Annotated in this window: 13 protein-coding genes and 1 pseudogene; 11 read left to right on the forward strand and 3 right to left on the reverse strand. The window is 58.4% G+C overall.

From position 1 onward, the window contains the following. Positions 1-2 precede the first annotated feature (2 nt). From DH10_RS00085 to DH10_RS00120, 9 genes and pseudogenes are all read left to right on the forward strand, one after another. Positions 3-1256, forward strand: coding sequence for a methylaspartate ammonia-lyase (locus DH10_RS00085; RefSeq protein ID WP_192384007.1), 1254 nt, complete (start codon positions 3-5; stop codon positions 1254-1256). Between the two features lie 15 nt (positions 1257-1271). Next, positions 1272-2423, forward strand: a complete 1152-nt coding sequence (locus tag DH10_RS00090) for a CaiB/BaiF CoA transferase family protein (RefSeq protein ID WP_192383998.1) — start codon at positions 1272-1274, stop codon at positions 2421-2423. Positions 2424-2556: 133 nt separating this feature from the next. Beyond that, complete coding sequence (locus tag DH10_RS00095; RefSeq protein ID WP_210327734.1) at positions 2557-3459, forward strand: HpcH/HpaI aldolase/citrate lyase family protein; 903 nt, start codon at positions 2557-2559, stop codon at positions 3457-3459. A 126-nt stretch (positions 3460-3585) separates the two neighbouring features. After that, on the forward strand, positions 3586-4512 hold the full coding sequence (locus tag DH10_RS00100; RefSeq protein WP_192384009.1) for a LysR substrate-binding domain-containing protein: 927 nt from the start codon (positions 3586-3588) through the stop codon (positions 4510-4512). A gap of 199 nt (positions 4513-4711) precedes the next feature. Beyond that, complete coding sequence (locus tag DH10_RS00105; RefSeq protein ID WP_192383999.1) at positions 4712-6145, forward strand: NAD-dependent succinate-semialdehyde dehydrogenase; 1434 nt, start codon at positions 4712-4714, stop codon at positions 6143-6145. Positions 6146-6151: 6 nt separating this feature from the next. Further along, positions 6152-7696 (forward strand): FumA C-terminus/TtdB family hydratase beta subunit, encoded by a 1545-nt coding sequence (locus DH10_RS00110; protein ID WP_192384000.1) that lies wholly within the window; start codon positions 6152-6154, stop codon positions 7694-7696. A 489-nt stretch (positions 7697-8185) separates the two neighbouring features. After that, positions 8186-8344: pseudogene (locus DH10_RS36445) on the forward strand (Lrp/AsnC family transcriptional regulator); the annotation flags it as partial. A 63-nt stretch (positions 8345-8407) separates the two neighbouring features. After that, complete coding sequence (locus DH10_RS36450; RefSeq protein ID WP_246811445.1) at positions 8408-8683, forward strand: Lrp/AsnC family transcriptional regulator; 276 nt, start codon at positions 8408-8410, stop codon at positions 8681-8683. Positions 8684-8879: 196 nt separating this feature from the next. Continuing rightward, complete coding sequence (locus tag DH10_RS00120) at positions 8880-9290, forward strand: hypothetical protein (RefSeq protein ID WP_192384002.1); 411 nt, start codon at positions 8880-8882, stop codon at positions 9288-9290. Positions 9291-9561: 271 nt separating this feature from the next. Here the strand turns inward: DH10_RS00120 and DH10_RS36455 are convergent, their stop codons facing one another. Together DH10_RS36455 and DH10_RS00130 are read right to left on the reverse strand one after the other, a co-directional pair. Next, positions 9562-9765 (reverse strand): hypothetical protein, encoded by a 204-nt coding sequence (locus tag DH10_RS36455; protein ID WP_246811444.1) that lies wholly within the window; start codon positions 9763-9765, stop codon positions 9562-9564. Between the two features lie 337 nt (positions 9766-10102). Continuing rightward, on the reverse strand, positions 10103-10402 hold the full coding sequence (locus DH10_RS00130; protein WP_192384003.1) for an outer membrane beta-barrel protein: 300 nt from the start codon (positions 10400-10402) through the stop codon (positions 10103-10105). A gap of 209 nt (positions 10403-10611) precedes the next feature. On the opposite strand from DH10_RS00130, the gene DH10_RS00135 reads away from it, so the two are divergent. Continuing rightward, on the forward strand, positions 10612-12018 hold the full coding sequence (locus DH10_RS00135) for an aminotransferase (RefSeq protein ID WP_192384004.1): 1407 nt from the start codon (positions 10612-10614) through the stop codon (positions 12016-12018). 750 nt (positions 12019-12768) lie between these two features. Here DH10_RS00135 and DH10_RS00140 read toward each other — a convergent pair. Next, entirely contained in the window at positions 12769-12984 is a 216-nt protein-coding gene (locus DH10_RS00140) for a hypothetical protein (protein ID WP_192384005.1), read from the reverse strand. 261 nt (positions 12985-13245) lie between these two features. On the opposite strand from DH10_RS00140, the gene DH10_RS00145 reads away from it, so the two are divergent. Beyond that, positions 13246-13873: autoinducer binding domain-containing protein (locus DH10_RS00145; protein ID WP_343221441.1), on the forward strand; the 628-nt coding region annotated here is incomplete at its 3' end.

Here is a 13873-nt window from a genome sequence, read left to right on the forward strand (position 1 = left end):
ATTTGCAGATCAAAGACGTCCTCCTTGCGCCTGGCAACGGCGCATTTTTCTATGACGACCAAGCTGCTATCCGGGCTGGCGCGACCCAAGACGGCTTCATCTATGTTGGCGTACCGACAACGCCTGGGTTCGAGTCCATTCGTATTCCAGCATCTTTGCTCAGCATCGGGCTGGTCCTTACCGACGACACCGTTGTTTGGGGCGACATGATGAACGTCCAGTATTCTGGTGCTGGTGGACGCGATCCTCTGTTCGACACCAATCAAATTTCAGATTTAACGTCACGCGTGGTCACGCCGCGGCTTCTGGAGATCGATGCGTCTCGTTACCTTGATGCCAGCGCCAATGTCTTAGAGCCTTTCGAACAAAATCGGCTACCTCTCGCGATTCAGTACGGCGTCAGCCAGGCGCTACTTCGAGCCGCGGCCCATCTCCAGCGCTGCACCATGGCAGAGGTCATATGTGCCGAATTTGACCTGCCGCTCCCGACCCGCAGGGTCCCGATTTACTGCCAGAGCGGCGATGCTCGCGAAATCAACGTCGACAAGATGATTCTGAAGGGCGTGGATGTGCTTCCCCACGGCCTGATCAACTCACGGCAGAAATTCGGGGCAGACGGCCAGACGTTCGTGAAGTTCGTCAATTGGGTTGCGACGCGCACGCGCGAAATCGGCCGCCCGGAGTATCATCCGGTGCTGCATTTCGATGTGTATGGCTGGATCGGCCAGGAAATCGGCCTGGAGCCGCAAAGCGTCGCCGACTTTATCTGCAAGGTTGCAGATACCGTCCCGGATTTCACGCTCAACATCGAGTCCCCGGCCGATTTTGGTTCGACGCAAGCTCAAATTGAGAACTACGCCAAGATCGTATCGATTTTGGACAACCGGGGTTCCAACGCGCGCATTGTCGTGGATGAGAGATGCAATACGCTTGAGGATATTCGGCTCTTTGCCGAAGCCAAGGCCACGCATCTCGTTCAAATCAAGACGCCCGATGTCGGCTCAATTGCCGACACAGCGCGGGCCGTTCTCCTCTGCAAGGAAAACAAGGTCGGAGCTTATGTCGGCGGAAGCTGTACCGAGACGGATCTCTCCGCCCAAGCCTCTGTCCACATATCGGTGGCAACCCAGGCCGACATGATGCTCGCAAAGCCCGGAATGGGTGTCGACGAGGCATTCTCAATTGTTGGGAACGAACAAAACCGGTTGCTGGCGATGCTGAACCGTCGTCGGACTCAAAACGAAAACGTTGGATGAAAAACACGGTGTCGCATGCAGAACTCTCTTGAGGGGATCACCGTCGTTGCCGTGGAGCAGGCCGTTGCTGCGCCCTACGCTTCGTCTCGCCTTGCGGACGCCGGCGCCCGGGTGATCAAGATCGAGAGGCCCGAAGGGGATTTTGCACGAAACTACGACGAGTTGGTGCGGGGACAAAGCGCTTACTTCGTCTGGCTCAACCGGGGTAAGGAGTCGGTTTGTTTGGACCTTAGGTTGGAGGCAGACCGCGCCGTCCTGGACACGCTTGTTGCCGCTGCTGACGTCTTTATCCAGAATCTGAAGCCGGGCAGCATCGAAAAACTGGGTTTCGGGTCTGCGGATCTCCGTCGACGCTTTCCACGGCTGATCACTTGCGACATCTCGGGTTTCGGGGAGAAAGGGCCGTACTCCCATTTGAAGGCTTATGATCTCATAGTCCAGGCTGAAACGGGTCTATGCGCGATCACCGGGACCCAACAAGGGCCAGCGCGTGTAGGGGTGTCGGTTTGCGACATCTCGGCGGGCATGACAGCACATGGCGCCATTCTTCAGGCGCTGTATCACCGCGAGGTCACCGGCGAGGGGGCTAGCATCCAGGTGTCACTGTTCGATGCCGTCGCCGACTGGATGAACGTGCCGGTTCTGCAACACGACTACAGCAGCTACCACACGGTACGCGCGGGCGTGAAACACCCGTCACTGGCGCCGTATGGCGCCTATCGCTGCGCCGATGGCAAAGACGTCATCTTCTCCGTCCAGAATGACCGGGAATGGGTGAATTTCTGCGAGAAATTCCTGAAGCGGCCTGAGCTCATACGCGCACCTGGTTTTGCCGACAACATGGATCGCCTCGGTCACCGTGCGCAACTTGATGAGATCATTGAACGGCGTTTTTCCGAACTGTCCTGCCACGAAGCAATGCAGGAGCTTGAGGCGGCCGGTTTGGCATATGGGCGACTGAACGAAGTGGTGGATATTTCAAGGCATCCACACGTTCGCAGGGTTGAGGTTGGCACCCCTGAAGGAACTGTAGAGACGATAGCGCCGGCGGCGATCTTCAACTCTGAGCACCCCTCGCTGCGCCCAGTGCCGGCTCTTGGCGCTCATACCGAGGCAGTCCGCGAGGAGGTTCTGGGGCTTTTGCGCGAAAGAGCCGCGTCAGCGTGAGCGCGCGTCTCGGTAAGGTGAGTGCGCTCGCGATTTACAGAGAGCCTGTATACTTCGGTTCATCTCAGCGCACCGGCGGCCCAGCAAGTTCAATGCCATTGCCCTCGCTAAAATCGACCGCAGAGGCGGCTGGATGATCAAGGACACCGTTCCGGCCGTTGAAAGCCCGATGTCTGTACCCCGCTGGAGATCCCTGCTCTTCGTTCCCGCTCACGTTCCGCGCTTTGTGGAGGCGGCTCATGAGCGCGGGGCAGATGGCGTCATCCTCGACCTTGAAGACTCCGTTCCCCAGGACCAAAAGAGAGAGGCACGGCGGCAGCTTCCTGAATCCGTGGCAAAGGTGGCCCGCAAGGGCACATCTGTTTTGGTCCGCGTAAATCGTGGTTTGCGCGCCTTGGCGGCTGATCTCGATGCAGCCGTAATGGAAGGTGTTGACGCACTGGTTCTTCCGAAAACGGATTCGGCAGAGTGGGTATTAGAGATCGCGGGTGCGGTTTCGGAACTTGAACGAGAAAGAAGTCTTGCACCGGGACGCATCCGGTTCCTTGCCCAGATCGAGACCCCGGGGGCCTTGGAAAGACTCGCGGCCATTGCGTCGGCGCATGCCAGGATGGTCGCAATGGCGCTCGGTCCTGAAGACTTCAGCGCCGCTGTTGGCGGCTCCCCGGAATTCGACCTTCTGTTGGCGCCGAACCTGTGTGTTCTTTTTGCCGCGCGTGCTGCCGGGTTACTCCCGCTGGGCTTCATCGGAAGCATCGGCGAGTTCTCCGACACTCATAAACTTCGTGAAGCCGCGGTGCACGCGCGGCGGCTTGGCTTTGCCGGAGCTTTGGCGATCCATCCAACACAGGTGGCCATATTCAATGAGGCTTTCTCGCCAAGCGCACAGGAAGTCGAGTGGGCCCGCAGTGTTGTCGCGGCGGAAGACGATGCCATCAAGCGTGGCCTGTCTGCATTCTCATTGAATGGTAAGATGGTTGATCCGCCAGTGGTTCGGCGCGCCCGCGAGATCCTGGCTCTCGCTAGCAACAACTGAGCATTAATCGGCATCGAGACAGCCGGTTTTCGAGCTATGATTTGACAGTTTTGTGACTTGTCTGCCATCTCGTTTCGAGATAGATATAAGATACTGGGGATTGCGCCTCGGTTGGGTTTGTTCATCGTGGACATCAGGCAGCTAAGATACTTTGTCGGCGTCGTCGAAGCAGGCAGCTTCACGAAGGCAGCTTCGATCCTCAACGTTGCTCAAAGCGCTCTAAGCCTGCATGTGCGTCAGCTTGAGGAAGCATTCGGCATCCAACTGCTGGTACGCGACAGGACCGGCGTTAGCGTCACGGCGTCCGGCGCAAGATTGCTTGAGCGCGGTCGGAGCATCCTTAGGGAAATTCAACTGACTGAGACGGAACTGACCAACACGGTGGCTGCTCCTTCTGGAGAGGTGACCATTGGCATTCCGTCCGGAGCCGCTCGCGTCCTGAGCGGCCCCCTGCTTGAATCGGTAAGAAGCGAATTGCCGAGAATCTCGCTTAAGATGATTGAGGGCATGACGGGACCGCTTGAGGAGTGGATGGCTGCTGGCCGTTTCAATCTGGCTGTCCTGTACCGCACTGCCGAGAGCGTGGGGCAGATGACGGTTCTGGCCCGCGAAGAGTTTTGCCTGGTGGTGCCGCCGGGCGAACCGCCTTTCGAAGATTCAATACCGCTCGCCGAGCTGCACGCATTTCCGCTCGCGGTTCCCATGCGCAATAACAATGTTCGGCGTTCGGTGGCGGATGTCGTTGCCCAACACGGTTGTGTGCTCGACGTAAGATTCGAAGTCGACTCCCTTTCAACCATCATAAATATGGTCATGGAAGGAAAGGCGTATTCCATCCTTACCCCGTCAGCCATTCAGAAAGAGGCGTCTCAAGGCCAGGTCCGCACGGTTAAGATCATTGATCCAGTGATCACCCGTTCCGTTGTCCTTGCCGTCAGCCCGAAAGACGACCGCTCTCCAGCCGTCTCTGCCGTCCGCAAGCTGATCCCCAAGGTCGTCAGGACTTTGGTCGAGGGCGGGCACTGGTCGGCCACAGCTCCCGACCGGACTTAGGCACATCCCAAACCAGTTTCAGTGCTACCGCTCTTTCGCGGCTGTCTGAGCCGTATCAATCTGGATTCCAGATGGTTTTGGGCGATATTCAATATTTGACCGGACCCGACCGTAGCGATGAAACTGCAGATAAGCGAGCCCATGGTCCGGATACCGGCTGGCCTCGCACTGGCAAGAATTCAGTCAAGCGGAGCATGCGATGCCCAACGCTACGAGCTATCAGCTTTTCATCAATGCCAGGTGGCGAGCCGGTAGTGACGGAATTACTCTGGCGGTGACCAACCCGGCGACAGAGAAGGTATTTGGCTCGGTCGCCGCCGCTTCGGCGTCGGATCTGGACGAGGCCCTCACTTCCGCAGAGCGAAGCCGCCGCGCTTGGTCCTCACGGCTTCCAAAAGAGCGCGGCGAGATCCTTGTGGCGGCCGCCAGGATCCTTGCCACGAAGGTGGGAGACGCAGCGAAGGATTTGTCGACCGAACAGGGAAAGACGATTGCCGAAGCGACAGGCGAGTACGCGCGCGCCGTCGAAACACTGGAGTGGAACGGCACCCACGCCGAAGAGCTGTCGGCCCCTGTTCCGATGGGCCCGAACCGGATGATCGTCCCCGAGCCCCTTGGCGTCGTTGCTGCCTTTACGCCTTGGAACTATCCCGCCGTTCTCATCGCCCGCAAGCTCGCCCCTGCTTTGGCGGCAGGCTGCCCGGTGATCCTCAAAGGGGCTGAAGAGACACCAAGCGCGGCTGTCCATTTTGTCGAGGCCTTGCGACAAGCGGGTATTCCGGACGGCGTTGTCAACCTCGTCTTTGGCGTTCCGGTGCAAATATCCCGGCATCTCCTCAGCTCGCCGATCGTCAAGGTCCTAACGTTCACGGGCTCTACCGAGGTTGGAAAGCAGCTCGCCAGGCTCGCCACGAACAACTTGCAGCGGTGCATTCTTGAACTCGGTGGGCACTCCCCTGTCGTTGTATGCGAGGATGCCGACCTGGCAACGGCCATACCGGCAATTTCCGAATACAAGTTCGAGTGCGCGGGCCAGAGCTGCAATGCGCCCAGCAGGATCCTCGTCGCGCGGAACCTCTACGAGGAATTCCTGTCCCGGATGACCGAAGTCGCCCGCAAGATCAAGATCGGCCCACCGGACGACCCGGCGACGGAGATGGGTCCAATGGCGAACGCACGGCGAGTCGAGGCCATGCAGCGTCTGATCGAGGATGCGGTCGATCGCGGTGCCCGCGTCGAAACCGGAGGCGCCCGCCTCGACCAGCCGGGCTTTTACTGGCCGCCAACCATCCTGACAGGGGTGCCAAAGGATGCGAAAGTGCTTCATGACGAGCCGTTCGGGCCGATCCTCACCGTGGCGCCGTTCGACACGATCGAGGAGGCGATCGAAGAAGCCAACGCCACTGAGTATGGCTTGGCTGCCTACTTCTTCACCGGCGCCACCGATGCGAAACGGGCGCTGATCAACGGTCTTTCGGCGGGCGCTGTCAGTGTAAATTATCTGAAAGGGGTTTCAGCAGATGCGCCATATGGTGGCGTTAAACAAAGCGGCTATGGATACGAAGGGGGCGAGCAGGGGTTACGGAGCTTCCAGAGCCTAAAACTGGTCAACGGGTTCGGATCATTCGGATGAGATTTCGTGGATAAAAAAACACGAACCATTGCCGGCAAGGATATCACAAAGAGCGTCGCCGACGCCCTTCAGTACATCTCGTACTACCATCCCCCCGACTACATCCGATATCTTTCGCAGGCATACGCGCGCGAACAGAGTCCGTCGGCTAAGAACGCCATCGGGCAGATTTTGCTGAACTCCCGCATGGCGGCCTTCGGACGGCGCCCGATCTGCCAGGACACCGGTCTCGTGGTGGTCTTTGCAAAGGTTGGCATGGGCGTCCACATCAGATCAACGGCCAGTTTCGCCGACCTCGTGAATAAGGGCGTCCGCCAAGCCTATCTCGATCCAGACAATCCCCTTCGACCATCGATCGTCTCGGATCCGCTTGCCGGGCGGCTGAACACGCGTGACAACACGCCGGCTGTCATCCACGTCGACCTCGTGCCCGGCAACCAGATTGAGATCACCATCGCCGCAAAAGGGGGCGGATCGGAAAACAAGGCGCGTTTCACCGCCCTGAACCCCAGCGCGTCCGTTGCCGACTGGGTGGTCGACACTGTTTCGACCCTTGGCAGCGGATGGTGCCCCCCCGGCCTGATCTCGGTCGGCATCGGTGGCAGCGCTGAAAAGGCGATGCTGCTAGCCAAGGAGGCCATGAACGAACCCATCGACATGTCTGAGCTGATCGCCAGGGGGCCGTCATGCGCGGAGGAGGCACTGCGGGTTGAGCTTTATGAACGAATTAATGCGCTAGGCATCGGCGCTCAGGGCCTAGGCGGCCTGACGACCGTCGTTGACGTCAAGGTTGCCACCTATCCTACCCATGTGGCGTCCAAGCCTGTGGCGCTCATTCCGCAATGCGCCGCCAACCGGCATCTGACGTTTACCTTGGACGGCACAGGGCCGATACAGCTTCAACCGCCCGACCTTTCCGAATGGCCCCAGATCGGTCATGAGGACTTGCACACAACCGGCGTCCGGCGTGTCAACCTCGATACGCTCACGAAGGAAGAGACGGCATCGTGGCGCTGCGGGGAAACTCTCCTTTTCTCCGGAAAGATGCTGACGGGCCGTGACACCGCCCACAAGCGAATGGTCGACCTGATCGATGCCGGCAAGCCGCTCCCAGTCGATCTGCGGGGACGCGTGATCTACTACGTCGGACCAGTCCGCGCAGTGAGGGATGAGGTGGTCGGGCCGGCTGGCCCGACAACCTCCAGCCGCATGGACGGTTTTATTGAAAAGATTCTCGCCGAAACCGGGCTTTTCGCGATGGTGGGTAAGGCGGAGAGGGGCCCGGCGGCCATCGAGTCGATTGTGAGACACAGAACGCCCTATCTCATCGCAGTGGGTGGCGCTGCGTACCTGATTTCAAAATCGATCAAGACGGCGCGGCTGGTTGCCTTTGAAGACCTGGGCATGGAAGCGATCTATGAATTCGAGGTGCAGGACATGCCGGTCATCATGGCTGTCGATGTAGAGGGCAACTCCATTCACAATTCCGGGCCTCTTGAGTGGCGTAAGCGCATGGCGGCCGACAGCATTGCACGCAACATCGGCGTTTAGTCTTCGGCGATCCGGCGATCTCAGCGCCGGATTCTGGGCCGTAGCGGTAACACGAGCGACATTTTGCAGTGCCGAGCTCCTCGGCGAGCCAGATAAGAAGGGCGTTTAGTTCATCTCGAAGCCGAATGCGCCGATGTAAGCACTGCATCTGACTAGGCAGTGCACGCAATCAATGCTCGGATGCTGTCGAGGGTGTCAATCAGTTAAAGCAGCGGAGAATCAAAAATGCGCTATCTATTTACGAGGAGGTCTCCGCCGAAAGGCGACTATAGTCTCCAGTTGCGTCATCACCCCGTCAGGCCGCGAGGCTATAGCCAAACTGCTTCTACAGCCTTTCTCCATTGATCGCTTCCACTGACTTTCGACAACCCCACTCTGGCGCATTGCGGGCCGAAAACGGATGCCGTCCACTACATTCAATCACTTCATTAACGGTAATATTGGTTGGCATGAATTGCGCTGTCGACAACGGCTTGAGAGCAAAAGGTCATGAAGTCGAAATCTGATCCTGTGCGCCTAGACGCTTGGGACGTCCGAATTCTCTCAGAGATTCAGTCAGACGGTCGGATTTCGAAAAGCGAGCTCGCAAAGCGTGTTCACCTTTCGGCTTCGGCCTGTTCGGAACGGCTCCGTATACTCCAAGCCGCAGGAATCATTGAAGGGTTCTACGCGCGACTAAGTCCAGCGCTCGTCGGGGGCATGATCTGCATAATGGTGGAGGTGGTTCTGGATCGTCATCGTCTGGAGGATCAACGGAACTTCGAGACTGCGATCCAAGAGATCCCGGAAATCCTGGACTGCTGGGCTATCGGGGGGCGGATCGATTATCTGATGCGCGTTTCATCTCCTTCTATGGCTGCGTATCAGGATTTCATGGAGGGACTGCTGCAGGCAGGCTTGGGGATCGATCAATACTACAGCCTTATCGTGACGAAACCCGTGAAATCCAATTCACCAATCCCTTTGTCCGCACTAAGTCGACGGTAAACTCCCGAAGCCGTGGTTTCCGCGGCGATTGGTGCCGATCCGGCGAATTCGTCGGCTGAAAACATGCATTTCCGCGGAACTCGAGAGGCGTTTGCCGGTATGCTTTCTTAGAGTTAATAAAACGCCCTGCGGATTGGTTTCAAAAACCGCAGGGGGTTCTCATGATCAGAATACTCAAAGTCGGAGGAGAAGTTTGTTGTCCACGTTTTTTACGAAGGCGGCAATCGCCGCGAGTTTTCTCTCGTTTCTGTCAATGTCGGCTTTAGCGGAGGATGTCGGGATCATTGACCTCAGTGATGCGAAGGGTTGGGTTGACAGGCAACCGCCACCTCCAGACGGCCTCCACGTTCGCGAAGTGAAGATCTGGGCCCCGACCCCCTGCCACCACGCTGTGATGAAAGCCGCCGGAGAATCAAAATCAAACCCACCTATACCTCAGTTTGAGGTCACGATTGAGGAGCCGGCAACCAACGTTGTCTGCATCCTTGTTGTTAGTAAAATCACCGTGGAACCATTCGATGTAGACGATTATACGGGCGGCTTGCAGGTCCAGATTTTCTACAGGGGCCACGAGGGACAGCTACTCGAGTTGCAAGAGGTTCACTGAAGGCCCGCGAAGAAATACGAACATCTTATGCAAAAAAGCCCGCCGGCATTCGCCCGGCTGGGCTAGTTTGCGGTGCGGCGCGGTTTGAAACTGGCGGAGGCGCAGGCGTTCTAAAAGCTATCTTCATTACCAATATACGTTGGTAGTTCATGCCGCGTCGGTCAGTACACTGCCACGTTGTCAGGCTCGGCTCCGGTCGTGGGTGAACGTCCGGTTCGGAGGGCTGCCATCAATGTCCGGAAATGGCGGCGCTTGGTGACTTCTACCGAATTCAAGCTTCGTTTAGTAGCCACAATGTAATCGTCGACAGGTCGCAAATCGCGTTATCGGGAAAGTCGCATGCACAGACACATTCGCAGTGCGTCGCTGCTGGGTTTCGAAGCGTAGCATATCGGGTCAGCCGTTCGACCGTCTCGATGATCGCCTCGGCGAGTGCCTCTCCCTCATGCACGGGTTCGGAGCCGTAGAGCAGCAAGACGGCTTCCTCTCGGCAGCACTCCGGCGGGGCAGGTCTGTTCAATCGCCATGCGAACCAGCTTGAGGGCAGCCCATGCGTTGCGAATATTGTCATCCATGCTTGGACTCTGGCGCGAGTCCGGCAGTCGTCAAGGACTATGGTCAAAACTCCACAGTCTGGCTCGCATGCTCACCTGAGCCCATGAACCTAGTAGGCTGAACATCCGCCTCCAGTTACACCATGCGATTTCCGCCGTTTAGAACTTATAGGTAATTGCGGCGCGAACGACGTTGAAGTTCGTCTTCACGCCGCATCGAACGGTATCGAAGCCAAAATCTTTCTTGCCAGGATCGACTTAGAGATATTCCGCGCGTGCAGTCCAATTGCTATTGAACGCGTTCTGAAGGCCCCCGCCGACCGCATAGCCGGTCTGGAGCTCGCTCTCGGCAAAGACGTGCTCATCAGTCTCCACTTCGCCCAATGCAACGCCGACGGTGACGTACGGTAGCCAGCGGCCAAAGGCATAGCCAACACTGCCACGGATCGTCGCGAAAGCATCCAGGTAACCTTCGGCACCGAGACCGCCGAGGAGAAAGCCTGGCGAGAACTCTTCCTTGAAGCCGAGATCGTTGATATCGCCTTCGATACCAAACACCGTTGGACGAGTGGACGACTGCTGGCCGCTTCAATCTGGCTGTCCTCTACCGGAGCCATGCTATCGACGGCGATTGGCGCCAATACCGCGAATTCGTCGGCTAAAGACGTGCATTTCAGCGAAACTCGAGAGGTGTTTGCCGGTATGTTAATTGCTAAAGAGGCGGCTGGCCGAGTGTTCTCCGCCGACTGATCGCGAGGAGAGGGTCGATGCGCTTGAGCAATCTGGGAACCGAGCAACTCCGGGAGAAGGATCGAAGCTTCGTCTTTCATCCGTCTACGCACTTAGCCAAGCACAGTCGCGGCGAGACGCCAAACCGAATTATGGCGGGTGCAGAAGGCGTGTACATCTGGGATACCGAGGGCCGAAAGAGCCTTGACGGTTTCGGTGGGCTTTACTGCGTCAATATGGGATATGGATGCACGGAGATTGCCGAGGCCATCGCCCGGCAAGCGCACGAGTTGCCGTTTGCCCATGTCTATGCGAGCCAAGGAACCGAGCCAGTCGCCCTCTTGGCAGAGGCCGTTGTCGAATATTTCGGTCAGAACATGCGAAGGGTCTTTTTCGGCCTCTCCGGCTCCGATGCCAACGAAACCAACATCAAGCTGGTCTGGTACTACAACAACATTCTCGGCCGCCCTGAAAAGAAAAAGATCATCTCGCGGAATCGCGGATATCACGGTTCTGGGTTGGTCACCGGTAGCCTGACAGGCCTTCCATTCTTTCACGATTTCTTCGACCTGCCTCTGAATTTGGTGCGCCATACGACGACGCCGCACCATTACCGCCAAGCGCATGATGGCGAAAGTGAGGAAGCGTTCTCCCGGCGCTGTGCTAACGAACTTGAAGCCCTTATCCTGGCTGAAGGCCCGCAGACGGTTGCGGCATTCATCGGAGAGCCGGTACTTGGGACCGGCGGCATCGTTCCGCCCCCAAAGGGATACTGGACGGCAATTCAAGGCGTGCTCGACAAGTACGATATCCTTCTGATCGCCGATGAAGTGGTCTGCGGCTTCGCGCGAACCGGTGAGAAATTCGGCTCCCACTTGTATGGCATGCGTCCGGATTTCGTGACCATCGCCAAGGGCTTGAGTTCCGCCTACCTCCCCATCTCCGGGTCAATCATCGGCGACCGCGTCTGGTCGGTGTTGGAAGAAGGAACGGAGAGGCACGGTCCTCTCGGCCACGGCTGGACATATTCTGGTCACACGCTTTGCGCGGCGGCCGCACTTGCCAATATTCAACTACTCAAGGAAAAAAACATCCTGGAGCATGTCCGCGATGTCGGACCCTACTGGCATGCCCGCATGAGAGCCGAACTGGAGGGCCATCCCATTGTCGGCGAAGTTCGCGGCGTTGGCATCCTGTCCGCCGTAGAGCTGATGCAGGATCCTAAAAGGCGGGTACCATTTGAACCTGGACTTCAGGTCGGCGTGCGCGCCGCCGCTGCTCTGTTTGAGAATGGTGTCATCGGGCGGGCCATGCCGCATGGCGACATCCTCGGCTATGCCCCACCTCTGATCATTACTCGAAAAGAGATCGACATCATCGTCGACGCGACTGCGAAATCGGTCGATACGACCTATCGCGCGCTGAAGGCCGAGGGCGCAATATGATCCTGACGCAGACGGTGGCCACGCAAGGACTCCCGGCCATGAGTCAATTCCCAAGGCACTCGCTTCCGCACAGCACGCGATCGAGGTTTAGGCGGACCGCGCGCCCGTTAGGCGCGCGGAGATGTTGAAGGATGCACCTGCCCTTTGGCCTGAAGGCCCCGTTGCTGCCTGTGAACCAGAGACGGGCTCCGGACCCACGGTCAAGGTTCGCGGGGCGGTCGCTGGATGCTCTCTAGTACGAGGTCGCCGGTTCACCGGCTCTCATCGAGAAGTGAAGCGTCGCCTGCGGTAGGCTAGGCAATAACGCCAGTCCCAGGAAATGGAAAGGAGGTGATTCACATGGCGAATAAGGAAGTTACGAGCGCGAAGGCGGCTTCGGCGGCTGCGAAAGTGCTCAGCGACCCCAACTCGAGCAAGGCTGCCAAGACTGCGGCAGCATCGGCTCTCACGCAACGTCCCAACAAGAAGTAGGCGGACCTCATGGCGGGCCGGAGGTCTTCGGCCCGCCACCCTCAAGTGCGATCGGCTCAAGGAGGCCGACGGTGATTTGCGCGATTAACTACGACCTCAAGCGACCGGGTCAGAATTACGAGGCGCTTCATGAGGCCATCAAGCACTGCGGTGATTGGTGGCACTTTTTGGGGACGTGGCTCGTTGATACCGGCCGAACGCGCAAGGCGTCTGGAGCCGTCTCGAACCGAATGTCGACAAGAGCGACTTCTTCCTCATTATCGGCGTGACCCGCGACGACTATTCGTACACGTTGCGGCGGATGTCGGTTTCGGTGGGGATCGGATATGCGCGGCCTTGCGACATCGCAGGTTCAGCAGAGGCTGTTCGAAGAAGCGGCCGAACTGTGGTTTGACGATCCCGATTGTCGATCGCCGCGGCGGCCTCGCGGTCGAGAAAGGCCGCCTGATTTTCACTGACCGCAAAGCCCAGAGCGCCGCCGCGTCCGGTCGCCATGCGGCCGCGACCTTCGCGCGGCGTCCCCTGCCGGTGTCCTCCCCACCGGCAGGGGACCATTTGCAATCGCTGGATGGGTGTTGCGGCGCGTCGGAGATTGAGGGTTGAGACGAGGTTAGGGATTGTCGGGCCTCGGTAAAGGTAGATAGCACATTTCATCAAACCATGGGTTTGGGCACTGCACTCGGAAATCTATCCGGAGCCGTAGCAGCGCTTCGCAGCGTGTGGATCGGGAGTGAGTTCAAGGTAGGGGCGAGAGACGTGCAAGCTGTCTTCGAGAGATTTTTGGAACGGCTGTCGGAAAGCATCGATGAGGCCGATCTTCGCGGTGCCCTGGCCGATGTAGCTTCGGAACTCGATCTACTCGCTTTTGCCTACCTATCCTTGCCAATGCGGTCTGATGGCAAGCCCACGCTGATCTCGAACTATCCGGCGCACTGGACATCGCGCTATCTTGAAAACCGGTACCAGAGTGGCGACCCGGTCATTGTGCGTGCACGCTGTGATGGATGCCCGTTTCGATGGGGATCCGATCTGAGCGGCGAGGAGGCTTCAGGGGCTCAGGTTTTCGAAGAAGCGGCGCAGTTTGGCATCTGCTGCGGCGAGGCAGTCAGGAGCGTGGGCGCTAAGGAAGAGGAGCTAGCCGCCAGGCTATTCGCAGTGGAGGTGGCTGAGAGGCCGGGGGGAGCTTGGCAGGCCGATCTCAAGGAGACTCAAGGCACCAGGCTAGAGCGTGGCAGATATGCGGCGCGATCTGAGTCTCGAAAAACAGAGCTGCGGTCGTACGGGCATGCGCCCGCAGCATTTCCATTCCCAGACAGTTTCTCCGGACACCCCTGCCGTCTGCGCGGAGAACGGGTCGCCTGCCGTTGTGGCTTCCCGGCGATGT

The sequence above is a fragment of the Mesorhizobium silamurunense genome (genome assembly GCF_014843825.1).
GTDB classification, from domain to species: Bacteria; Pseudomonadota; Alphaproteobacteria; order Rhizobiales; family Rhizobiaceae; genus Mesorhizobium; species Mesorhizobium silamurunense.